Annotated in this window: 22 protein-coding genes; 4 read left to right on the top strand and 18 right to left on the bottom strand. The window is 71.0% G+C overall.

Annotated elements, in window-relative coordinates; translation table 11 throughout:
* Nucleotides 1-194: 194 nt before the first annotated feature.
* From ACEPPI_RS09730 to bldG, 6 genes are all read right to left on the bottom strand, one after another.
* On the bottom strand, nucleotides 195-392 hold the full coding sequence (locus ACEPPI_RS09730) for a hypothetical protein (protein ID WP_373914825.1): 198 nt from the start codon (nucleotides 390-392) through the stop codon (nucleotides 195-197).
* Nucleotides 393-524: 132 nt separating this feature from the next.
* A complete protein-coding gene (locus tag ACEPPI_RS09725) occupies nucleotides 525-2054 on the bottom strand; it encodes a methyltransferase (protein ID WP_373914824.1) in 1530 nt (509 codons plus the stop codon).
* Nucleotides 2055-2144: 90 nt separating this feature from the next.
* Nucleotides 2145-2699, bottom strand: coding sequence for a small secreted protein (locus tag ACEPPI_RS09720; RefSeq protein ID WP_266839953.1), 555 nt, complete (start codon nucleotides 2697-2699; stop codon nucleotides 2145-2147).
* A gap of 173 nt (nucleotides 2700-2872) precedes the next feature.
* Nucleotides 2873-5275, bottom strand: coding sequence for a sodium-translocating pyrophosphatase (locus ACEPPI_RS09715; RefSeq protein ID WP_373914823.1), 2403 nt, complete (start codon nucleotides 5273-5275; stop codon nucleotides 2873-2875).
* A gap of 277 nt (nucleotides 5276-5552) precedes the next feature.
* A complete protein-coding gene (locus tag ACEPPI_RS09710) occupies nucleotides 5553-5987 on the bottom strand; it encodes an ATP-binding protein (RefSeq protein WP_373914822.1) in 435 nt (144 codons plus the stop codon).
* Nucleotides 5988-6101: 114 nt separating this feature from the next.
* Nucleotides 6102-6443 (bottom strand): anti-sigma factor antagonist BldG, encoded by a 342-nt coding sequence (gene bldG, locus ACEPPI_RS09705; protein ID WP_008743037.1) that lies wholly within the window; start codon nucleotides 6441-6443, stop codon nucleotides 6102-6104.
* Nucleotides 6444-6525: 82 nt separating this feature from the next.
* Here bldG and ACEPPI_RS09700 point away from each other — a divergent pair, with 82 nt between their 5' ends.
* Complete coding sequence (locus ACEPPI_RS09700; protein ID WP_373914821.1) at nucleotides 6526-9003, top strand: DEAD/DEAH box helicase; 2478 nt, start codon at nucleotides 6526-6528, stop codon at nucleotides 9001-9003.
* Nucleotides 9004-9749: 746 nt separating this feature from the next.
* On the opposite strand, the gene ACEPPI_RS09695 is transcribed toward ACEPPI_RS09700, so the two are convergent.
* The 7 genes from ACEPPI_RS09695 to ssd form a co-directional block, all read right to left on the bottom strand.
* The gene (locus tag ACEPPI_RS09695) at nucleotides 9750-10088 is read right to left on the bottom strand and encodes an Rv3654c family TadE-like protein (protein ID WP_373914820.1); all 339 of its coding nucleotides are present in this window, start codon (nucleotides 10086-10088) and stop codon (nucleotides 9750-9752) included.
* On the bottom strand, nucleotides 10085-10462 hold the full coding sequence (locus tag ACEPPI_RS09690) for a TadE family type IV pilus minor pilin (protein ID WP_373914819.1): 378 nt from the start codon (nucleotides 10460-10462) through the stop codon (nucleotides 10085-10087). Before ACEPPI_RS09690 ends, ACEPPI_RS09695 begins: the two co-directional genes overlap by 4 nt.
* A complete protein-coding gene (locus ACEPPI_RS09685; RefSeq protein WP_030228542.1) occupies nucleotides 10449-10646 on the bottom strand; it encodes a DUF4244 domain-containing protein in 198 nt (65 codons plus the stop codon). Before ACEPPI_RS09685 ends, ACEPPI_RS09690 begins: the two co-directional genes overlap by 14 nt.
* Nucleotides 10647-10707: 61 nt before the next feature.
* Nucleotides 10708-11526, bottom strand: coding sequence for a type II secretion system F family protein (locus tag ACEPPI_RS09680; protein ID WP_373914818.1), 819 nt, complete (start codon nucleotides 11524-11526; stop codon nucleotides 10708-10710).
* Complete coding sequence (locus tag ACEPPI_RS09675) at nucleotides 11526-12404, bottom strand: type II secretion system F family protein (RefSeq protein WP_373914817.1); 879 nt, start codon at nucleotides 12402-12404, stop codon at nucleotides 11526-11528. The genes ACEPPI_RS09680 and ACEPPI_RS09675 overlap by 1 nt, the downstream gene beginning before the upstream one ends.
* A complete protein-coding gene (locus ACEPPI_RS09670; RefSeq protein ID WP_371677881.1) occupies nucleotides 12401-13549 on the bottom strand; it encodes a TadA family conjugal transfer-associated ATPase in 1149 nt (382 codons plus the stop codon). The genes ACEPPI_RS09675 and ACEPPI_RS09670 overlap by 4 nt, the downstream gene beginning before the upstream one ends.
* Complete coding sequence (ssd, locus tag ACEPPI_RS09665; RefSeq protein ID WP_373914816.1) at nucleotides 13546-14370, bottom strand: septum site-determining protein Ssd; 825 nt, start codon at nucleotides 14368-14370, stop codon at nucleotides 13546-13548. The genes ACEPPI_RS09670 and ssd overlap by 4 nt, the downstream gene beginning before the upstream one ends.
* A gap of 369 nt (nucleotides 14371-14739) precedes the next feature.
* Here ssd and ACEPPI_RS09660 point away from each other — a divergent pair, with 369 nt between their 5' ends.
* The 3 genes from ACEPPI_RS09660 to ACEPPI_RS09650 all read left to right on the top strand — a co-directional run bounded on the left by ACEPPI_RS09660 (nucleotide 14740) and on the right by ACEPPI_RS09650 (nucleotide 17238).
* Nucleotides 14740-15399 (top strand): hypothetical protein, encoded by a 660-nt coding sequence (locus ACEPPI_RS09660; RefSeq protein ID WP_373914815.1) that lies wholly within the window; start codon nucleotides 14740-14742, stop codon nucleotides 15397-15399.
* Between the two features lie 36 nt (nucleotides 15400-15435).
* On the top strand, nucleotides 15436-16599 hold the full coding sequence (locus ACEPPI_RS09655) for an ImmA/IrrE family metallo-endopeptidase (RefSeq protein ID WP_373914814.1): 1164 nt from the start codon (nucleotides 15436-15438) through the stop codon (nucleotides 16597-16599).
* Between the two features lie 168 nt (nucleotides 16600-16767).
* Entirely contained in the window at nucleotides 16768-17238 is a 471-nt protein-coding gene (locus ACEPPI_RS09650; protein WP_373914813.1) for a hypothetical protein, read from the top strand.
* A 247-nt stretch (nucleotides 17239-17485) separates the two neighbouring features.
* Here ACEPPI_RS09650 and ACEPPI_RS09645 read toward each other — a convergent pair whose 3' ends face one another.
* From ACEPPI_RS09645 to istA, 5 genes are all read right to left on the bottom strand, one after another.
* Nucleotides 17486-18928, bottom strand: a complete 1443-nt coding sequence (locus ACEPPI_RS09645; protein ID WP_373914812.1) for a hypothetical protein — start codon at nucleotides 18926-18928, stop codon at nucleotides 17486-17488.
* 90 nt (nucleotides 18929-19018) lie between these two features.
* Nucleotides 19019-20053, bottom strand: coding sequence for a hypothetical protein (locus ACEPPI_RS09640; RefSeq protein WP_373914811.1), 1035 nt, complete (start codon nucleotides 20051-20053; stop codon nucleotides 19019-19021).
* A gap of 48 nt (nucleotides 20054-20101) precedes the next feature.
* Nucleotides 20102-20698 (bottom strand): hypothetical protein, encoded by a 597-nt coding sequence (locus tag ACEPPI_RS09635; protein ID WP_373914810.1) that lies wholly within the window; start codon nucleotides 20696-20698, stop codon nucleotides 20102-20104.
* Nucleotides 20699-20724: 26 nt separating this feature from the next.
* Nucleotides 20725-21498, bottom strand: a complete 774-nt coding sequence (gene istB / locus ACEPPI_RS09630; protein WP_373914809.1) for an IS21-like element helper ATPase IstB — start codon at nucleotides 21496-21498, stop codon at nucleotides 20725-20727.
* Nucleotides 21495-22916, bottom strand: coding sequence for an IS21 family transposase (gene istA / locus ACEPPI_RS09625; protein WP_373914808.1), 1422 nt, complete (start codon nucleotides 22914-22916; stop codon nucleotides 21495-21497). The genes istB and istA overlap by 4 nt, the downstream gene beginning before the upstream one ends.
* Nucleotides 22917-23094 lie beyond the last annotated feature (178 nt).

The following is a 23094-nucleotide window of genomic DNA, read 5'->3' as shown; positions in this document are numbered from 1 at the left end:
CCGTGTCAAACGGCACAAGCCCGCAACGGCCACTCGAACGGTAACCCGACAAGTGCCGTTTCTGCCGCCCGGATGCGTCGGCCGCCCCCTCCCGGTCACCGGGCAGGGTGGCCGAAGGGCCGTCTGGCCCCGCCCCCCGACCCGCCGCGACGTCGGGTTTCACACCCCCGCGGAGATCATCGCGGGACGCCGCCTCAGAACCGCTGGAGGCACCAGACCCCGAGGGCCAGGGACACCGCTGCGGACAGCAGTGCCAACGGTACGGCCACCACGGGGCGCACTCCCTCGGCCACCGGCGCGCGACGCACCGCGCGCGCCCCGGTCCAGGCCAGCAGAGCGGCCCCGAACAGCAGGAACACGGCCGCCGCGAAGATCGCCGGACCGCGTTCCATGCCGTTCCCCTTTTTCCCTCGGGCCGCTCGGGAATCCCCCCGGATCCCGTTGCCCGGGAGCCTGCCAGCCGTGGGGAGACGGCAGGCGAACCCCGGGTTACATCACGGCGACGGAGGGCCGCGCGGGCCCCGCTAGCGGGCGGCCGGCCCCGGCACGGGGTCGAGGAAACCCTGCTCGACCAGCATCCGGATCGCCTCCGGCGTACGGTCCCGCAGAACGACCGGATCCTCCTCCACCAGCTGGGCGATCGCGTCCAGGATCCGGCCCGCGCTGAGTGACCCGTCGCACACTCCGGCGAAGCCCGCCCCGACCGTGTCGACCTTGGTGGCACGGCGCATGCCGCGGTGCTGCCGGAGCACAACGTGCTCCGGATCCTCCGCCCCGGGCGCGCCGACCTGCTCCTGGACGACCTCCTCGGTGAGCTGGAAGTACCCCGCCAGCAGGGCCGCGTCGTCGTGCTCGCGCAGGTAGTCCTGGCGGGCGAAGTGGGCCAGCACGGCGTCGCCGAGCGGCTGCTCCACCGAGTGCGGCCACTCCTCGACCACGATCGAGGGCTCGGCGGCCGCGGTGCGGCGCAGGGTGATCCACCCGAAGCCGACGGCCTTGGTCCCGCGGGCCTCGAACTCGTCCAGCCAGTCCTCGTAGCGCCGCGCGTACTCGGCCGGGTCGGTGCGGTGGTCGCCCCCGTCGCGCAGCCACAGCTCCGCGTACTGCGTCACGTCCTGCACGTCCCGCTGCACGATCCAGGCGTCGCAGCCGCGCGGCACCCAGGAGCGGACCCGGTCGTGCCAGTCCTCGCCCTCCACGTGCTGCCAGTTCCCGAGGAACTGCGCGTACCCGCCCGGGTTGAGGTGGGCGCCGGCCTGCTGCACCAGGGTCCGGCAGAGGTCGTCGCCGCCCATCCCGCCGTCGCGGTAGGTGAGCCGGGCGCCGGGCGAGATCACGAAGGGCGGGTTGGACACGATCAGGTCGTACGTGGCGTCGCCGACGGGCTCGAACAGGGATCCGGCGAGCAGCTCCGCCTCCGGCGCCCCGGACAGCGCGAGCGTCAGACGGGTGAACTCCAGCGCGCGCGGGTTGACGTCGGTGGCGGTGACCCGGGTGGCGTGCTGGGCGGCGTGCAGCGCCTGGAGGCCCGAGCCGGTGCCCAGGTCGAGGGCCGATCCGACGGGGACGCGGACGGTGATCCCGGCCAGGGTGGTGGAGGCCCCGCCCACGCCGAGGACCACGCCCTCCTCGCGGCTGCCGATGCCGCCGGCCCCGCCGACGGCGCAGCCGAGGTCCGAGACGATGAACCAGTCCTCGCCGTCGGGGCCCCCGTACGGGCGGACGTCGACGGTGGCGCGGACGGTGTCCTCGCCGTCGGCGGCCTCCCGGCGCAGCCAGCCGTCGGCGAGCGCGTCCTCGACGGGCAGCGCGGCCGCGGCGTGGGCGTACGGCACCGGGCTCTGCAGGAGGAACAGCCGGACCAGGCTCGCGAGGGGGCCGTCGCCGTGGCTGCGCGCCGCGCGCAGGGCGGGGACCGTCTCGCTGCGGGCGAGCGCGGCGTAGGCCGGGGCGCCGAGCAGGTCGAGCAGCCCGTCGGCGGTGAAGCCCGCGGCGAGCAGGGCGGTACGAAGGGCGGCGGCCCGATCGGGCGTGGGGAGGCTGGTGGTACTCACGCGTCCATTGTGGCCGCTGGGGCCGCGGATCCGTACTAGCCTCGGCGTACCGCCCGCCGCGCCCCGGCGGGGCGGACGGTACCCGCTCGGCTACTTGGGGGCGCTGACCTGGCAGCCCTTCTGGGTGTAGATCACCTTGAGGCCGGTCGAGTTGAGCTTCTCCTTGCTCGCCGTCTCGTTGGCCGCGACCTCGGTGAGACCGCCGGCGACCTGCTGGAGGCCGTCCGCGAACTTCGCCTGGTCCTTCGGGTCGAGCGCGTCGATCTTCGTCTTGAGATCGGTGTAGCCCTTGGAGATCTCCCCGTAGCTCTTCACCACGGCCTGCTGGGTGGTGGCACCGTCCTTGACCGGTGCCTCGCCCGCGGCCGTGAGCGCGCCGCCCATGGTCTTGTAGGCCTCGGACAGCGTCTGGAACGCGGCCGAGTCGGTCTTCTGGACCTCTTCGGGCTTGCTGCTCTGGCTGGCCACCCGCTTCAGCTCGTCATTGGTGGTCTTGATCTTGGTGAGCTCTGGCTCCCACTTGTCGCAGACCTTCTTGGCCCAGGCATCGGCCTTCTTGTCGCCGTCGTCCCCACCGCCACAGCCGGACAGGACGAGCATCAGTACCGCACCGCCGGACACCGCGGCCGCAAGCTTCTTGTTCACCGGATTGGTCCCTTCGAAGGCTCTCGGCCGGAAGATACACGCCCGCCATCCGGGTACGCACAAAGACGGACAGACGGCGCGTCAGTCCGCGCCGCCCGTCCGCCGTTCGGGCGCATCGCCGAGCCGGGTACGGCCCGGGGGCCGGTGCCGACGCGCTCGGGGCGTCCGCAGGGTCAGGAAACCACCGCCGGATCGGCCGGCTGGGCCACCCGTTCGGCGGACCCGCCGTCGCCGTCGTCGCCGACGGCGATGCCGCGGCGCTTGGACACGTAGACCGCGCCGACGATCACCGCGATGGCGAGGGCCGCGACCACGGCCCGCACGGTCGCGCTGGTGTCCTCGCCGTAGCTGAACTGCACGACGGCCGGGGCGATCAGCAGGGCCACCAGGTTCATGACCTTGAGCAGCGGGTTGATGGCCGGGCCCGCGGTGTCCTTGAACGGGTCGCCGACGGTGTCGCCGATGACGACCGCGGCGTGGGCCTCACTGCCCTTGCCGCCGTGGTGCCCGTCCTCGACGAGCTTCTTCGCGTTGTCCCACGCGCCGCCGGAGTTGGCGAGGAAGACCGCCATCAGGGTGCCGGTGCCGATGGCGCCCGCGAGGAACGAGCCGAGCGCGCCGACGCCGAGCGAGAAGCCGACGGCGATCGGGGTGAGGACGGCGAGCAGGCCGGGCGTGGCGAGTTCGCGCAGCGCGTCCTTGGTGCAGATGTCCACGACGCGCCCGTACTCGGGCTTCTCGGTGTAGTCCATGATCCCGGGGTGCTCGCGGAACTGGCGGCGCACCTCGTAGACGACGGCGCCCGCGGAGCGGGAGACGGCGTTGATGGCCAGGCCCGAGAACAGGAACACGACGGCCGCGCCGAAGATCAGGCCGACCAGGTTGTTGGGCTGGGCGATGTCCAGGCTGAGGTTGAGCTCCCCGGCCTTGGCGCCGACCGACTTGACCGCGGTGGCGATCGCGTCGTTGTACGAGCCGAAGAGCGCGGCCGCGGCGAGCACGGCGGTGGCGATGGCGATGCCCTTGGTGATGGCCTTGGTGGTGTTGCCGACCGCGTCGAGGTCGGTGAGCACCTGGGCGCCCGCGCCCTCGACGTCGCCGGACATCTCGGCGATGCCCTGGGCGTTGTCGGAGACCGGCCCGAAGGTGTCCATGGCGACGATGACGCCGACGGTCGTCAGCAGGCCGGTGCCGGCCAGGGCGACCGCGAAGAGCGCCAGCATGATCGAGGTGCCGCCGAGCAGGAAGGCCCCGTAGACGCCGAGGCCGATGAGGAGCGCCGTGTAGACGGCGGACTCCAGGCCGACGGAGATGCCGGCGAGGACCACGGTGGCGGGCCCGGTCAGCGAGGACTTGCCGATGTCCCGGACGGGACGGCGGTTGGTCTCGGTGAAGTAGCCGGTCAGCTGCTGGATCAGGGCCGCGAGGACGATGCCGATGGCGACGGCGACGACCGCCAGGACCCGCGGGTCCCCGGAGTGGCCGGAGATGGCGGGGTCCTCGACGCCGACGAGCTCCTTGTAGGTGGCCGGCAGGTACGCGTAGACGGCGATCCCGACCAGCACCAGGGAGATCACGGCGGAGATGAAGAAGCCGCGGTTGATCGCGGTCATGCCGCTGCGGTCCGAGCGCCGGGGCGCGACCGCGAAGATGCCGATCATCGCGGTGACGACGCCGATGGCGGGCACGATCAGCGGGAAGGCCAGGCCGAGGTCGCCGAAGGCGGCCTTGCCGAGGATCAGCGCGGCCACGAGGGTGACGGCGTAGGACTCGAAGAGGTCGGCCGCCATCCCCGCGCAGTCGCCGACGTTGTCGCCCACGTTGTCGGCGATGGTCGCGGCATTGCGCGGATCGTCCTCCGGAATGCCCTGCTCGACCTTGCCGACCAGGTCGGCGCCGACGTCGGCGGCCTTCGTGAAGATGCCGCCGCCCACGCGCATGAACATCGCGATGAGCGCGGCTCCGAGCCCGAAGCCCTCCAGGACCTTGGGGGCGTCGGCGGCGTAGACCAGGACGACGCAGGAGGCGCCGAGCAGGCCGAGGCCGACGGTGAACATGCCGACGACGCCGCCCGTGCGGAAGGCGATCTTCATCGCCTTGTGGGACACCTCGGTGAGGTCCTTGGCGGGTTCGCCCTCGGCGGGGGTGGCCTCCCGGGCGGCGGCCGCGACGCGCACGTTGGCGCGGACCGCGAGGCGCATGCCGATGTAGCCGGTGGCGGCCGAGAAGAGCGCGCCGACGAGGAAGAAGGCGGAACGTCCCGCCCGCTGCGTCCAGTCGTCGGCGGGGAGCAGGAAGAGCAGGAAGAACACCACGACGGCGAAGACGCCGAGGGTGCGCAGCTGACGGCCGAGATAGGCGTTGGCGCCTTCCTGCACCGCCGCGGCGATCCTCTTCATGCTGTCCGTGCCCTCGTCGGCGGCGAGGACCTGGCGGACCAGGATCTGCGCGACGACCAGCGCGGCCAGCGCGACGCCCGCGATGACGAACACGATGAGCCGATTTTCATCGGTGAGTACTGCGGCTGCCAGATCATTGAAGCGATCCGGCGCGATAGGGGTGAAGAGCCCCGTCATTCGTCCTCCTTGACGTGATGAGCTCAAGATGTGGACGGATTGTAGGGAGCGCGCCCCGATCAAAACAGTGGGCGTGAAACGGAATTGGCCTGCTCTTGCTCCCCAGCAATAGATCACGTCACTCCATTACCCCCGAAAGAAGTAATGGGACAAAGGCATTGACAGGCGATCAGCACACTGCGGATGATCGGGCAGATTTCCCGTAGAAATGAAAAAGGCCCTGCTCAGCAGGGCCTTGATAAAGATCGGAAGATACGATGGACCGCGCGCGGCGGGCCTACGGGAGGTCCGCCCCCCCGGAGACGGGCCAGCTCATCCGAATCGTTCCGCCGCCCTCCCCGGTGGTGACCGAGACGTCGTCGACGAGCCCGCTGATCACGGCGAGGCCCATCTCGTCCTCCCCCTCGGTGTCGGGGGCGAGGGCCGCCGCGATCCCGGGCACGGAAGAACCTCCGGCCGGCCCGGGCACGTCGTCGCCGACCTCGATGGAGAAAGACTTCTCCTCCTCGGTCAGGACCACCCGGACGGGCGCGGTCAGCCCGTTGCTGCGGTGCAGTCCGACGGCACGGGAACACGCCTCGCCCACGGCGAGGCGAACCTCGTCGAGGACGGCTTCCTCCACACCCGCCCGGCGCGCCACGGCGGCCGCGACCAGGCGGGCCGTCCGGACGTGTTCGGGCTGGGCGCTGAAGCGCAGTTCAACGGTGGCCATTGCATCCCCCTCGGACTACGGGCGTGCCTTGACAGGGGCCCGGACCACCCGAGGTCCGGTACCCCTGCTCCTCGTCGGCTCCCGTGCCGCCGGGGCGGCACTGGCCGGGAGCCGTCAGTCGGTGGCGTTGACGGCGTCTTCCACCGTGGTGTGGATCGGGAACACCTTGGTCAGACCGGTGATACGGAAGATCTTCAGGATGCGCTCCTGGTTGCAGACCAGACGCAGCGAGCCCTCGTGCGCGCGCACGCGCTTGAGGCCTCCCACGAGCACACCGAGGCCGGTGGAGTCGAGGAAGTCCACTCGCTCCATGTCGACAACCAGGTGGTAGCTGCCGTCGTTCACCAACTCCACCAACTGCTCGCGCAGCTTGGGCGCGGTATACACATCAATCTCGCCACCGACCTCTACGACCGTGCGGTCGCCGACAGTGCGAGTCGACAGGGACAGGTCCACGGATCCTCCAGCACCTTGCTATCGAGCGGCGCCCCCCAGGGGCCTACCCCACCCGAAGGTAGGGGAGGGATCGGCTGCCGCGATGGCATTCAATCACTTACCGGCAGGCGCGCACGACGCCTTGGGTCCATTGTCCCGCACGCCGGTGACACACTCGGTTCCAATGGCCAACACTCATCGCCCCGGTCCGGCCACGGCCGCGGCGGACCCACGACCCACCCCCGGCACGGTCCTGGACCGTCTCTCACGGGGGCCTTCCCGAGCTGCGCGCATCACCCATACGGAGCACTTGCCCCCTCGGGCGGGTCGTCATGCGGTCTGGCCCGACCGCATCCGAACGGATGTCGTGGCCGCCATCCGGGCCGCCGGGATCGAACATCCGTGGGAACACCAGGCCGCGGCCGCGGAGCACGCCCTGGACGGAGAATCCGTGGTCGTCGCCACCGGAACCGCCTCGGGCAAGTCGCTGGCCTACCTGGCGCCCGTGCTCTCCGCCCTGGCGGACGGCGCCGAGGCACCCAACGGCCGGGGTGCTACCGCCCTCTACCTGGCCCCGACCAAGGCTCTGGCCGCCGACCAGCGCCGGGCCGTGCGGGAGCTGGCCGCACCGCTCGGGAACGCCGTACGGCCCGCCGTGTACGACGGGGACACCCCCTTCGAGGAACGCGAGTGGGTGCGCCAGTACGCGAACTACGTGCTGACCAACCCCGACATGCTGCACCGGGGCATCCTGCCCTCCCACCCCCGCTGGTCCTCCTTCCTGAAGGCCCTGCGCTACGTGGTCATCGACGAGTGCCACACCTACCGGGGGGTATTCGGCTCCCACGTCGCCCAGGTCCTGAGGCGGCTGCGCCGTCTGTGCGCCCGCTACGGCTCCGAGCCGGTCTTCCTGCTGGCCTCCGCCACCGCGAGCGACCCGGCGGCCGCCGCGTCGCGGCTGACCGGCGTGGCGGTCACCGAGGTCGCCGACGACGCCTCACCACGCGGTGAGGTGGTCTTCGCCCTGTGGGAGCCGCCCCTGACCGACCTCAGGGGCGAGAGGGGCGCCCCCGTGCGCCGTACGGCGACCGCGGAGACCGCCGAACTGCTGACCGACCTGGTCGTCCAGGGCGTCCGCACGGTGGCCTTCGTGCGCTCCCGGCGCGGCGCCGAGCTGATCTCCGTGATCGCCCAGGAGCGGCTCGCCGAGGTGGACCGGTCCCTGCCCCGGCGGGTCGCGGCCTACCGGGGCGGCTACCTGCCCGAGGAGCGGCGGGCCCTGGAGCGGGCCCTGCACTCCGGGGAACTGCTCGGCCTGGCCGCCACGACCGCCCTGGAGCTGGGCGTGGACGTCTCCGGCCTGGACGCCGTCCTGATCACCGGGTACCCGGGCACGCGGGCCTCCCTGTGGCAGCAGGCGGGCCGGGCAGGGCGCTCGGGGCAGGGCGCCCTGGCCGTGCTGATCGCCCGGGACGACCCCCTGGACACCTACCTGGTCCACCACCCCGAGGCCCTCTTCCGCCGGCCGGTGGAGGCCACCGTCCTCGATCCCGACAACCCGTACGTCCTGGCCCCGCACCTGTGCGCGGCCGCCGCCGAGATCCCCCTGACCGACCCGGACCTGGATCTCTTCGGACCCGCGGCGCGCGAGCTCCTCCCCCAGCTGGAGGCGGCGAAACTGCTGCGCCGCCGGGCCACCGCCTGGCACTGGACCCGGCGGGAACGGGCCTCCGACCTCACCGACATCCGCGGGGGCGGGGGCCGCCCGGTGCAGATCGTCGAGGCTTCGACCGGCCGGCTGCTGGGCACCGTGGACGAGTCCGCCTCCCACACAGCCGTCCACGACGGCGCCGTCCACCTCCACCAGGGCCGCACCTACCTGGTCAAGCGCCTGGACCTGGAGGACTCGGTGGCCCTGGTCGAGGAGGCCTCCCCGCCGTTCTCCACCACGGCCCGCGACACCACCGCGATCTCCATCCTGGAGACCGAGACGGAGATCCCCTGGGGCCAGGCCCGGCTCTGCTTCGGCTCCGTGGAGGTCACCAACCAGGTCGTCTCCTACCTGCGCCGCAAGCTGATCACCGGCGAGGTCCTCGGTGAGGCCAAGCTGGACCTGCCCCCGCGCACCCTGCGCACCCGGGCCGTCTGGTGGACGGTCACCGAGGACCAGCTCGACGAGGCCCGGATCAACCCGGAGATCCTCGGCGGCGCCCTGCACGCCGCCGAGCACGCCTCCATCGGCCTGCTCCCGCTGTTCGCCACCTGCGACCGCTGGGACATCGGCGGGGTCTCCGTCCCGCTGCATCCCGACACCCTCCTCCCGACCGTGTTCGTCTACGACGGCCACCCCGGCGGCGCCGGCTTCGCCGAGCGGGGCTTCCACACGGCCCGCGCCTGGCTGACGGCCACCCGGGACGCCATCGCCGCCTGCGAGTGCGAGGCGGGCTGCCCCTCCTGCATCCAGTCCCCCAAGTGCGGCAACGGCAACGACCCCCTCCACAAACGCGGCGCCATCCGCCTCCTCACCCGCCTCCTCACCCCCACCGACACCCCCCCAACCCCCCACCCGGCCAACACCTGAGGCGGGGGGCGGGCCTGGGGCGGGCCTGGGGGGCTGAACGGGGGCCTGGACCGAGCCTGAGGGGCTGGACGGGGCCTGGACCGGGGTGAGGGCCGGGGACGGGGCCTGGGCCAAGGTGAGGGCCGGGGACGGGGCCTGGGCCAAGGTGAGGGCCGGGCTGGCAGCCGAGGGCCATGCCGGGGACCGGGGGCCACCGACGCGTCCGGGCCCAGGGCTCGGGGCTCGGGGCTCGGGGCTCGGGCGTCCAGCCCCGCGGCGCCTGATCCGAGGGGGCGGGGGCGCAGTCCCGGGGAACGACCCCAGCCGACACTCGGGGCCCGGGGCCCGGAGGCCCGGGGCCGGGCCTCCGGAGGCCAGCCTCCGGGCATCCGACCCCGTCGGCCCCCGAGGCACGGGCCTGGGGCTCCCCGGACCTGGACCGGACCTCAGGAATTCAGCCCCAGCAGCGCTTGAGGCGCGAGGGCGGGGACCGGGGCCGGGACCAAGGCCAGGGCCAGGGCCAGGGCCAGGGCCAGGGCCAGCCGGGCTGCCGGGCTGCCGGTGTGACTGGGCCCCGGGGCCGCCCCCGGGCCTCCGCCTCCAGCCCGCCGACACGCGGGCCGGGGGCCCGGGGCCCGACCCGGGGCCTTCAGCCCCGCCGGCGCTTGAGGCGCGGGGTCCGGGGCGGAGCCCCGGGGAACGGAGGAAGGGCGGGGCGGGGAGGGCTCCGCGCAGCGGCACCCGGCACCCGGCACCCGGCACCCGGCTCAGCCCTCCACGGGCCCCGGCCCCGCGCGGGCCGCGACCCGCGGAGCGAACGGCCCCGCCCGGACCCGGGCGGTGACTTCGGCGACCTCACCCCCGACCCGGCACAGCATCACCTCCGCCCCCTGCGCCCGCGCCACCCGCCCGGCCACCGCACACGCCGCCTCCGGACCCCGCGCCCAGGTCACGGCCGCCGCCAGCGCCGCCAGATCCGCGGCCGCCCCCGCCCGGTGGCGGGCCACCACCGCCTGGCCGAGCAGCAGCACACCCCCGAACACCGCCACCAGGGCCGTGGCCACCACCGCGGCCCACACCGTCGCCGAACCCCGGTCGCGGCTCACGGCGGCGCCCCCACGCTGTCCTCCGCCAGCGCCACCGCCACCGCCCCGAGCCGCACCGGCAGCCCCGCCGGGCCCGGCGCCGGGGCGGCCACCGTGACCCGCCACAAATCCCCCGACCGCTCCAGCTCCACCCGCGCCCCGGGCGGGGCGGCCGCCCGGGCCGCCGCCACCGCCACGTCCAGCGGCTCCGACCGGCCCGCCGCCCTGGCACCGGCCCGCGCGGCGTCCACGCACCGGATCTGCGCGGCCGCCGCCATCAGCGCCCACACCAGCAACGCCGCGAACAACACCAGCGCCGGAATGATCAGAGCCGCCTCGGCCGTCACATATCCACGGTCCCCGATTCCCGCCCGATTTCCCTCAGAAGGGCGCATCGAGCGCCTTCCCGATGGTCGACTGGAGGGCCGCCGAGACCACGTCACTCGTCACCACCTTGTACAGAACGGCGGCGAACGCACACGCCGCGATCGTGCCCATGGCGTATTCCGAAGTCGACATTCCCGCGTCACCCGAACGGCCGCTCAGCGCCGCCCGCACCCGAAACCAGATGATCCTCATGACAACCTCCTGTGGGATTACGTTCTTGATGTGATTTCAGCTTGTGATCCGAGTGGTTCTCTCACTTGCCCGACAGCAGTCCCGAGGCCATTCCGATCACCACGGGAGCCACCCCGATCGCGAGGAAGGCGGGGAGGAAACACAGCCCCACCGGCGCGGTGACGAGAACTGCCGCCCGCTGCGCCCCGGCCACCGCCCGGCGCGAGCGGTCCGCGCGGAGCCCCGCGGCCAGCCGGGAGACCGGCTCGGCGGCCGGCGCCCCGGTACGCGCGGCCCGCTCCAGGCACTCCGCGAGCCCCCGGGCCCCCGGTATCCGCGCCAACCTCCCCCACGCGGCGCCCGGTTCGCCGCCGAGGCGCAGCTCCGCGCCCGCGAGCGCCAGCCGCTCGCCCACCGGTCCGCCGAGCGACTCCCCCACCACCTCCGCCGCCTCCACGGGGCCCGCACCCGCCGCCAGACAGGCGGCCAGCAGATCCGCCGCGAAGGGCAGCTGCCGCTCGATCTCCCGGGGATCGGCCCCGGCCGGTGCCCGGGACCGGGACCGGGACCGGGCGAGGAAGCGCCGCACCCCGGACTCCGCCGCGCCGCCGACCACCGCGCCCGCCGCCCCGCCGGCCGGCACCGGGCCTCCCGGCAGCGCCCCGGTCCCCGACCGGCGCCCCGGCAGCTCCCGGGCCGGTCCGGCCCGTATCGAGCGCGATGCCCGCCCCCGGGACCCGCGCCCCGGCCCGGAGCCCGCCGCCCGAGCGGGGAACAGCTCCGCGAGTCTGCGACGGGCCGCCCGCCGCCGCAGCCACACCGCCCACCCCGACACCAGACACCACACCGGCACCGCCAGGCACAGCGCCGTCCCCAGCCTGTGGACCACGGGCCCTCCCATCACCGCTCCCCCGTCCGTACGATCCGCCGACACCACAGCAGTCCCAGCGCTTCCAGCACAGCGCCCACCAGCAGGCAGCCCCACCCGACCGGAGAGTGCAGCAGCACCCGCAACGGGTCCGCCCCGAGCCCGGCGCCCATGAGCAGCCCCACCAGCGGCAGCAGCGCGAGCACCACCGTCGTCGACCTGGCTCCCGCCAACTGGGCCCGCAGTGACTCCTCCCGGTCGCGCTCGGCACGCAACGCCCCCTCCAGCCGGTCCAGTCCGGCCGCCAGGCCCGCTCCGCCGTCCACGGAGACCCGCCAGCAGGCCGCCATCCCGGCCAGTCCCGCGGCGCCCGGCTCCCGGGCCGCCTCGTGCAGGGCCCCGGCGACGTCCCCGCCGAAGGCCGCCGCGGCCAGCACCCCCGCCTCGGCCGGGCCCGGACCGCCGGGACCGGCCGACGTACGGCGCATCGCCACCGTCAGCGCCCGTCCCGGCTGGGATCCCGCCCGCAGTTCCCCCACCACGGCCCCGCAGAGCGCCACCACCTCCGCGGCACGGGCCCCGCGCGCCCGTTCGCGCTCCCGGGCCCGCAGCCGGCGCCGTACCAACGGCACCGCGAGCGCCCCCGAAACCAGGGGGATCACAGACCCGCCGAGCACCGCGACCACCAGCCCGGCCATGAGCGGGACCCACTCCCGCCACCTCCCGACCCGCACCCGCAGCCCGGCCACCAGGTGCCACCCCCACACCGGCCCGTCCGGCACCGGCGGGCCTCCCCCGGCCAGCACCAGCCGGGCCCGCCGGGGCAGTCGGTCACCCCCGGCCAGCACCCGGACGGCGGCGCCCGCACACAGCACCCCGGCGAAGACGGGCACCGACACCCCGGGGCTCACCGGGAACCCCCCAGCAGCGGCCCGAGCCGTGCCCAGCCCGGCTCCCGTACGAACCCGCGGGTCCCCCAGCGCAGCGCGGGCACGGTCACCACCAGCCCGGCCGGATCCCGCTCCAGCACGTGCACCTCGGCCACCCGGCGCCGCCCGGCCCGGTCACGGACCAGGTGGACCACCAGGGTCAGCGCGGCCGCCAACTGGCTGTGCAGGGAGGCCCGGTCGAGCCCGGCGGCCGTGCCCAGCGCCTCCAGCCGGGCGGGCACGTGCGCCGCGGCGTTGGCGTGCACCGTGCCGCACCCGCCCTCGTGCCCGGTGTTCAGGGCGGCGAGCAGGTCGGCCACCTCCGCGCCCCGCACCTCGCCGACCACCAGCCGGTCGGGCCGCATCCGCAGGGCCTGGCGGACCAGGTCCGCCAGGGTGACCAGCCCGGCCCCCTCCTGGTTGGCCGGCCTGGTCTCCAGCCGCACCACGTGCGGATGGTCGGGGCGCAGTTCGGCGGAGTCCTCCGCCAGGACGATCCGCTCGCCCGGCCCGACCAGCCCCAGCAGGGCGCTGAGCAGGGTGGTCTTGCCCGTCCCGGTCCCGCCGGAGACGAGGAACGACAGCCGGGCCTCGACCATGGCCCTCAGGAGGCGCTGCCCGCCCGGCGGCAGGGTTCCCGCGGCCACGAGCTCGTCGAGCGTGAACGCCTTGGGCCGCACCACGCGCAGCGACAGACAGGCCGACCCGACCGCCACCGGGGGGAGCACGGCGTGCAGCCGGGTGCCGTCCGGCATCCGAGCGTCCACCCAGGGCCGGGCGTCGTCCAGTCGCCGCCCGGCGACGGCGGCCAGCCGCTGGGCCAGCCTGCGCACGGCCTCGGCGTCGGCGAAGGTCACCTCCGTCAACTCCAGCCCGCCGCCCCGGTCCACCCACACCCGGTCGGGGGCGGCCACCAGCACATCGGTGACCTCGGGGTCGGCGAGCAACCGCTCCAGCGGCCCCGCACCGACCAGCTCGGACCGCAGCTCCTCGGCCACTCCCAGCACTTCCGCGTCCCCGAGCAGCCGGCCCTGTGCCCGCAGGGCCGCCACGACCCTGGCCGGGGTGGGTTCCGCCCCGGTCTCGGCGAGGTGCTGGCGCACCGCGTCCAGCAGGGGCGCGCTCATGCCGGCACTCCTTGCGCGGAGCCCAGGGCCCGCTGCCAGAAGCCGTCGCAGAACCGGGCCAGCGCGCCCCGCGCACCCGGCGGTTCCCCTTCCTGCACCCGGCCGGGAAGTCCCACCTCCACGGGCACCTCCCCGGCCAGCGGCGCTCCCAGCAGCGCCGCCACCGCTTCGGCGTCGAGCCCCTCCCGGCAGCGGCCCCGTACGACCACCCGCACGTCCCGGGCCACCATCCGCACCCCGGCGGCCACCCGGCCCGCCGCGGCCACCGACCGCAGCTCGCCGGGCACCACGAGCAGCACCAGGTCGAGCTGGGCCAGCACCTCCGCCACGGCCTCGTCCACCCGCCGGGGCAGGTCGACCACGACCACGCCGCCCCTCCTGCGCGCGGCGGCCACGACCGACCGCATCGCGGCGGGCGGCACGACCACCCGGTCGCCGCGGTCCCAGCTCAGCACCCGCAGTGCGTGCAGTTCGGGCAGGGACTCCTCCAGGGCCCCCGCCCCGACCCGGCCGCGCGAGGCGGCGAAGTCGGGCCAGCGCAGTCCCTCGGCGCTCTCTCCGCCGAGCAGGACGTCCATGCCCCCACCAAGCGGGTCGCCGTCGATGAGGATGGTGCGCTCCCCTGCCCGGCCCGCACCGAGCGCGAGGGCGCAGGCGAGGGTGGAGGCGCCGGCTCCGCCGCTGCCGCCGATCACGCCGACGGTCAGGGCGGGGCGTCCGGCCCCTTCCACCGCGTCGGCGATGCGGTCGGCGAGCAGGCTCTCGGCGTCGGGGAGCCGCAGTACCTCCTCGGCACCGATCTCCACCGCCCGCTGCCACACCAGGTTATCCGGGCAGAACCCTGTCTCACCTGCGCTTCCGAGCCAAAGGAGTCGCGAACAGATTCACTCGATCGAGGAACCTGTTCCTACCCAAAGGAGCCGCTCAACTACTGAGCTAGACGCGCCCACGACGCCAAGGACCCCCCACTCTTCGGGTTCGCGACCTCTGAACTGCCGCGCCAGCGCGGTCGGGGGCCAAGCCATCAACCTTGCGAAGAGCTATACGAGTAGAGCCGGCTGAAGCAAGATTCTTTTGGTCCCTAACTCGCAGCTCAAGACGCCGATACAATGTCAACAACGTTAGAGGAGACGGGACTTAAATCCTGAAAGCGGGTTGACGGATGTGGGTTTTGCTTGAAAATTTCAAGCATGAACCCACAGTCCTGGCTCGACGCGTTCGTGCGGCGGAACCTGAAGGACCTCGCTCGGGTGCGTGGCTATGCCGAACTGAGCCTCGCCACGGCCATGGAGACAGAGCGCAGGAGGCGCCCCCATCCCCGCAAGGTCGAGGGGTCCGTAGTCGCAACGAATGTTCGCGATCTGATCTTGCTGAGTGCCGACAACCCGCTTTTCGAGTCGGGCAACTTCGAGCTGAAGCCTCGTGCGAATCGCGCGGTGCGACTGATCGAGAAGGCGACAGGGCGGGAGATTGCCGTCCGAAAGATCTCTCCGGCGGAGAAGGTGGTCATGACCGACCTGCCGGCGGGTACCTATCCGGTCCAGGACGGCATGTTCGAGGCTCCTGGCGGCCACCTCGCCCAGGGACTGCTTCCGGTGTTGGTGTGGTCGATCAACAGGGACGACCTGCTGGGCGAGTTCCGGGCCGTGATTGTCGATGGGGAGAAGGCGTTGGGCAGGAAGCCTTTGGCGGTCTGTGCCTCAGTGGAGATTCCCCCGCTGGAAGGGGTCCTGGCCACAAACGTGCCCGCGCCGTCGGCACCGGGAGACGACTTCGGCAGTATGGTCCAGCCGCGCAAGGTACGCGAGGACGATGCCGAGGCATTGGGGGGTCCCGTTTCGGGGGCGTAGTCCCTGGCTGTGAGTGGATGAGGGAGATGCGCAACCTTGGCTGACACGACCACCGTCTACGGGCACCGCGTGAGACAGGCGCGGACGATCCGGCAGAGTCCGATCAAGCCTCTGGCCCAGACGCTCGGTTTGGCTCCCTCGTCGTGGACCGCGCTGGAGCGGTCCACGACCACGCAGCTGCCTCGGCTGCAGCTCCGCGTCTTGGCTACCGCGCTGCGGTTCCCCGTGGAGTTCTTCCAGTCGGCGCCGGGGCTGCCGATCCACCGTGGTTCGCTGCTACTGCGGGCGAAGAAGACCATCAAGGTCGCGGAGGTCGAAGCGCTGACGGCGTTTGCGGAGATGGCGTATGAGCTGCTGGCGGCTCTAGGGAAGCATGCGACTCAGCCGCCGGTTCGGCTTCCGCGGGTGCGGCCGGATACGACGCCGGAGGAGGCGGCGCGGCTCACCCGGGCGGTATTGGACCTTCCTGAAGACGAGCCGATTGCTCATGTGATCCACGCGGCGGAACGCGGGGGGATCCCGGTGGTCGTCGCAGATGTGGGGATGCCGGATGCGAAGCACGACGCCTTCTCGGTCTGGGTCGGCGAGTTCCAGGAACAGCCGATGGTAGTGGCGCGGCCGGTGAACTCCTGGGAGCGCACCCGTTGGTCGGTGGCACATGAGCTGGGGCATTTGGTGCTGCACCGAGGGCTCGCTGAGGGGGATGCGGAGGATGAGGCAAACCGCTTCGCCAACGAGTTCCTGCTGCCGTCCCGGATGCTAGCGCTGGAGTGGCCAGAGGCGGTCACGTTGAGCACTCTTATGCCACTCAAGCAGCGCTGGCGTATGTCGCTGGCCGCGCTGATCATGCACGGTTCATCGAATGGACTGCTAGAGCGGCGTCGCGCTGAGGGGTTGTTCAAGCAGTTGTCCGCGCGGCGGGACCCAAATACCGGAGTGACATGGAAGGTTCAAGAGCCGGGCTGGGCAGAGTGGCAACCCGAGCGGCCGCGGCTACTGGCTGTGATGGCCGAGCGGGGCATGGATCAAGTTCCGTCGGCGTCGTTGTTCTCCTCGTTGTCCGGTGGCTGGGCAGACGACTTGATGGAGCAGGTGGTGGCCGGGCAACGGCCGGCGCCCACGGTGGTGCGGGCCTTGGCCCGGCAAGCGCGGGCCGATGCAGCCCCAGCGGACAACGTCGTCGCCTTCCGCAGGGCGTGAGTACACAGTGGCGGCCGTTCAGCGTGTCACGGCGGACTCCGGCTCGGTCATCCACACGGTCACCAGGCTGGCCGCTCGGACGCCGGGCCGCCCAGGGCGGCCCGGCGTAGTCTGCCCCGCCAGCGCCTCCAGCCGCAGCCAGCCTCACGACACCCGACAGGAGCATGGGTGAACCCGGCCCGCCAGCGTCAGGCTGATGCCCTTCGCAAGGCCGCTTCGGACAAGGCACGCCGAACCCGACAGGCCGCCGAGGATGGCCTGCGACAGGTCATCAAGTCCGGCAAGCCGGTGACCTTCGCCGCCGTCGCACGAGCCGCCAATGTCTCCCAGCACTATCTCCACCGCCAGCCCGACCTTGCCGACCACATCAAGCACCTTCGCGCAGCCCAATGCGCAGGCACCATCAAGATCCCCCAACAACCCGAGGGCCATGATGAGCCCACGACGATCGCAGTCCTTCGCCTACTCCTGCGCGACGAGCGGGCCAAGCACCGGGACGAGACCGCGGAACTGCTACTCCGCATTCGGGAACTTGAGGAGAAGTTCGCCGCGGCACACGCCGAGATCCAACGGCTCGGCGCTGCCGACGACAGCACCCCTAGCCCCTCGAACACTGATCCGGGCCCTGGATCAGCCTGAGTTATCTCGGGTTGCGAGAGGGCGTGAGGCATGTGCTGCAGTGCGTACCCCACCCGCATTCCGTTTCCCGGTGACGGTGTTCACCGACCGGGGTCGCAGGGCTCCCGGCTGCTGGCGCCGAGCGGGCTTACGGCCTGTTGGAGCCAAGGCACGAAGTTCCGGACCTCACCGCTCTGTTCACCCAGACCTCTGTGTCACGACAGTGGCCTTGACACAGAGGCCCACTCGGCTGGCGGTTGTTTACCGGTTACCCCTCGAAGCGCTTGAGGTGGAGCTTGATCTCGGGGTGCTTCGCCAGTTGGTGGGGCTTCCCTGCAAAGCCCCGTACTGCTTCGAAGAGTTCGCGATCGCTGCGGCCGGTCAGCTTGCTCTCGATCAGTCCGAGAAGTTGGCTCCACTGATCGCGGGGCAACTGCTGCTGTAGCTTGCTGGCGATCGTGGCGTCCGTGAACGATCTCAGAGCGAGCGAGGCTTGCTGCGGATTGAACCTGGTGATCAGGTCCCGATAGATCGGGTCGGCGTTGATCGCGATGCCGTTGCCATTGCTCAGGAAGACCTCGATGACCCCAAGCACGTACTTTCGGCTCAAGCCTTCCGGAACGTCGCCGTGCTGTCCGACAAGTTCCTGCAGCCGGCGGGCGATCGGCGGCTCGGTGTAAAAGTTGCTCCACCCGTTGTGCGCGTCGATCAGGTCGTCCAGGGCTCCGTCGATCTCCCAGGCACGTTCCTCGGACGGCAGATAGGTCGCGCCCTCGGCCAGATCGATGAGCTGGCGGGCCAGGTCGGCCTGTTCCTGATCACCGTTGGCGCGGAACCTACCCAGCCGGAATCCGAAGTTGTATCGCGTTTCGTCGGAGACCTGCTTCCAGAGTTCGGGCCAAAGGCGGCGGATGTTGTCCAGGGTCTCCGGCCCGGTGGTGAGAGTGGTATAGCGGCCGAAGAACCCGGAGGCGAGAGGGTCGGCTTGAACGGGCGGGAGGTTCACGAAGAAGGAGGTGATGTCCTTGATCGTGCTGTCGTCGAGCTGCTTCTCCTTGACCTTCACAAGGAGCTTTTTGACCTGGGCAGTGATCTTGTCGTAGGGCAGCGTGATCGCGTGCTTGATACAGGTGCCCAACCAGTTCGCCAGTTGGAGACCATCCAGCTCGGCCTGGTTGGGATGAGCCGCACTCGCCCAGTTCCGCATGTAGCGGATGAGATCGAGTTCCTGGAAGCCGATGTCGCTGATCAGACCGATCTCGCGGCAGCCACTGAGGAGCTTCTGATCATCGAGTTTGGGGAGGTCGCTCTCGTCGTTGAGCTCCTTGCGCTTGTTGTCGGACTTCTCGGCGACCTCGTAGAAATATTGCAGGTCGAAGTTCACGACACGCTTGCGAAGCTCAAGGACGGTCTCATCCCAGAGGTAGTTGAGCGCTGCGTCGAAGAGGCCGACAGACCCAGCGATGATCATCTTGGAGATGTAGCTAGCCTGCCCTCGCTTCTCAACGGGCAACCGCGTGAGCGCGAAGCTCGTACTCTTCATGAGCACGTGTCGCTCTTGGAGCCCGACCAGGATGCCCTCCGTCGGAAGTCCCGAATTCGCAAGGATGTCGAGGACCAAATTCTCGAAGGACTCCAGCCCTTGGAGAGCTGTTTCTCCCGGATCAGACTCGATCTCACCGGTCGGGCGGGGTTCCAGGTGTCCACTCATGGCCGCGAGGCTAGAGCACCACCTCCGGGCCGCGGAGCCAATTTCCTGATGCCGGTTCGGAACGGCGGCGCCCCGGCTGCCGCCAGGGGCTCATCCGCCGCATCCGCAGGGGCACTCAACGTCCCCGTATGTGTCAGCGTCGCCATCAGACGGGGCAGGGTCCCACTCGGCCGGAGCGGGGAATCCTTCCGGTGTCAGTAGTTCGGGATCCACCCGGAAGCGAGCGGTCCGGCGCTCGCGAATGGTGATGGCCTGCTTGGCGAGGGCCTCCTCGGTGAAGATCACTTGACAGCGCTTGGCGGCAGCGGCCAGCACTTCCGCGATCTCGTCGGCCGGCCGCTTCCTGTGGCTGACCGCAAGGCTGTTGAACGTCCGCTCGTAGCCCTTGCAGGCGTGGACGACGAGCAACAGTGCGGACCGGCGTAGGGGCGCCGTGCTCTCCAACTGCAGCGGGGGAATCAGCGATCGGAGTTCCTTCTCGTTGAACACCACATGCGCGTGGGGCTCAGTAGAGGCCGCGTCGAGTTCCTGGTGCAGCGATGCCGCCAGCTCTCCCATGGCACCGCCCCGGTCAGCGATCTTCTCCAGGCGGTTGCGGAAGATCTGTTCTTCGAGCTGTTCGGTGGTGGTCGCCGGGTTGGCGTCGCTGGCTGGTTCTGCGGTCTTCGCGCTCTTCGACCTTGGAGGCAGGTATCCCTTCTCGCGGCATTCGGTCACCCACTTGCTGACTGTGACCTTGTTCGTGATGCCGAAGTGCCGGGCGATGACGCTGCTGGGCGTCTTGTTGGTGCGCTCCGCGTGCCGGTGGAGCCAGGCGACCTTCAGGAGTCGGTCCGGTGCGCTGCGTCGTCCCTTGGTGGGTAGTTCGGTGTCCTCGGTGACCATCGTCGAGATCAAGGACTCGGTTGACCACGGCGAGTTCAGCATCACCTCGGCGTAGTGCCGGATCAGGGTGATGGGGATCTCGATCGAGCTCTGGATGCCGGTGATGCTGGCGTCAGGCTTGACCGAGACGGCGATGGCAGTGATCTCAGCATCCCCGTGCCGGTCCAGACCGGCATGGACGTGGAAGGTGTAGTCGTCGTGCAGATGCTTGATGTCGGCGTACTCCTGTGAGTGCTCCACCAAGTACAGAGATATGTGCGCCAGCAGGGAGGCTGTGAGCCAGTCGCGTCATCCCGCGGGCATGGCGGTGGCAGGGCGATGAATCTCCAGGATGACTGCGGTGCCGGCCACGGTTCGGTCCTCGTGCATGTTGATCTGCTGGCCGGGTTGGAGGTGTGTCCAGTGGGAGGGCGTGAGGGGCACGAGTCGAACCGTGGCTCGTCCACCGGGCTCCAGAATGGGCATGTTCTCAACCCAGAGCCCGGCGATGCTGACCGCACGTTCACCGGTGGGCGAGAGGTGGCCGATGTCCCACATGGGCCGCAGAACACCGGCGCCGGAGATTGGCGTCGTGCGTCGTGCCTCGGCGGCAGGACGGAGTGTCAGATCTGCCCGGATCACGCCGTTGCGGATCTCGGAGCACCGCCAATGGCACCAGGCCGCGCTCCGCTCAAGCCGGAGCTGCTCAGCCGCGTCGGCGAGCTTCTCCCAGAACGCCAGGGGGAGCGAGCGACCGTCCCCGAGTTCCTCCAGCAGGCCCAGGGCGATCTCCCACTCGTCGTGGACGAGGTAGTCCCAGATGTCTCGCACCGTGATGTCGTTCTCGGTGGCGGTCTCTTCCGGAACCAGCAAGGAAGCTGATTCGAGCAGCTCAGGGACGTCCATGCCCTCATTGTCGACCACATGAACTTTTAGGCTGCGCTCTCCTGGTCTCGCTCGATGGCAGCGAGCCGGTTCTTGAGCCGGTAGCTGGGGCCGTTGATGGAGATCACGTCGCAGTGATGGAGGAGACGGTCGAGGATCGCGGTGGCGAGGACCTCGTCACCGAACACCTGTCCCCATTCGCTGAAGGTCTTGTTCGAGGTCAGGATGATCGAGCCCTTTTCGTAGCGCTTTGAGATCACCTGGAAGACCAGATTGGCCTCGGCGCGTTCGAGGGGCTGGTAGCCGACCTCGTCGACGACGAGAACAGCAGGCCGCAGGTAGCTGCCGAGCTTGCTCGTCAGCCGCCCGGCGGCCTCGGCGGTCTTGAGGTTGCGGACCATGTCGTCGAGGCTGGTGAAGTAGATCGAGTACCCGGCCCGGCATGCCGCGACCGCGAGAGCGACGGCGATGTGTGTCTTGCCCACTCCCGGCGGCCCGAGCAGGGCCGCGTTGGCCTTGGCCTCGACGAACGACAATGTGGCGAGGTCCTTGACCTTGCGAGGGTCGAGCTCGGGCTGGAACGAGAAGTCGTAGTCGTCCAGCGTCTTGTGGTGCGGCAGCTTCGAGATCCGCAGACCGGTGCGGAAACGGCGGTCCTCGCGGACGGCGAGTTCTTCGGAGAGGACCAGGTCGATGAAGTCGAGGTAGCCCATCTTGGCCTCGTCAGCCCGCTGAGCGTACTGCGTCAGGGCATCGGCCAGGTGAGGCAGGCCCAGCTTGCCGGCCGTGTTGCGGATACGGGTGGAGACCAGCTCGCTCAAGACGATTCCTTCGCACTCGGCTTGGTGGTGAAGGGGCGGGTGCCGGTCAGTTCGTCATAGACCGACAAAGGCCGGCGGCCGACCTCGACCTGGGTGACCGCGGCCCGGTTCAGCAGGGCCGCCAGCGGCCCGGGTTGCGAGGCCGGGGCGTCGTGGCGGCATGGCCTCGGCAGGCCCCCGTCACCGGCGGTGACGCGGCGGCCGGATCCCGTGGGCAGGCCGTCCCAGTGCTTCTCATCCACGATGCGGGCGCCTCGGCCGACCACCCGGGGATGGGTGGCCAGCAGGGTTTCGCCACTGTGATCGGGGGTGGTGGCATGGAGCATGATGTGGGACTTCGTTGCCCTGACTTCGACCAGCTGGCGGGGGCGGACCTTGCGGGCCGGCACCGAGTAGAGATTCGCGTCGAAGGCGACGAGGCAGTCCTTGCCGACGTGCCGGAGGTGTCGCTGAGTGACCACATAGGGAGTCTGCGGCAGCGGGCGGAGGGCGACGTGGTCGCGGATCGCCCGCAGACCGATGACCTCGCCGTGGGTGCCGTGCACTTTCGCCCGCCGCAGCGGCACCCAGGCGGTGAACGCGGCGTTGAGTTCCTCGACCGAGGAGAAGGCCCGGCCGGCCAGAACGTGGTCGCGGACGATCAGCACCTGTCGCTCGACCCGGCCTTTGCCCGTGGGCCGGTATGCGGCCAGCACGTCGGGATCGAAGTCGTAGTGCCCGGCGAAGGCGACGGCCTCCGGGTGGAGGGGGACGGCTTCACCTGGTGCGACGTGCCGGCGGACCACCGTTTTGGTGCGGTCGTAGACGATCGACATCGGGACCCCGCCGAAGTGAGCGAACGCTTGGCGGTGGCAGTCGAAGAAGGTGGCCAGGTCCTGGCTGGTAGTGAAGCAGCAGAACGGATCGCGCGAGTAGGACAACGTCATGTGGAACGAGTAGACCTTCGGGATCCCGACGTGGGCGAGGATCTTTCCCTCGTCACCCCAGTCGACCTGGGCCTGGGCCCCGGGCACCACCTCGAACCTGCGGTGCAGGCCCGCCAGTTCACTCGGGCTGATGCCCAGTTCCTCCGCGACCCGCGGGCGGGCTTCCTGCAAGTACATCTTGATCCGCTGATAGCTGCCGGTGAACCCGTAGTCGGCGACCAGGCGCTCGTGGATCACGGCTCCCTTGAGCAGGATCTCGGCCCGCAGCATCGCGTCGATCAGCGGCGCGACCTCATCCACCATCCGCCGGTACGGCTGCCCGTTGGGCGCCCTCCGTGGCGGCGCGACCGGCGTCTCGCCGGACAGATACTTCACGACCGTGCGCCGGTTCAGCCCGGTCTCCTTCGCGATCTCCCGCAGGCTCATCGCTCCGGACTCATACAGACCGCGAAACCGCCTCAGCTCCAACCAGCGATGCGGATCCAAGACCACTCTCGCCGCCCTCCACCGACCCCGAACAGGACGACAGAAGCCTCACGCGCCACCAGCCCCACCGCATCAAGAACGGTGCACTTTCCTCCGTACGCGGTGGTGCACGTTCACTTGTACGCCGACACTTGAGATCGAATGTCGCGCGCTGGTCGCTGCTGAAGAACATCTGCGAGCCGCC

This window comes from Streptomyces sp. AB3(2024), assembly GCF_041862025.1.
Taxonomy (GTDB): Bacteria; Actinomycetota; Actinomycetes; order Streptomycetales; family Streptomycetaceae; genus Streptomyces.
Note: the sequence above shows the minus strand (reverse complement) of the source record. Positions and strands in the feature narration are given on the sequence as shown.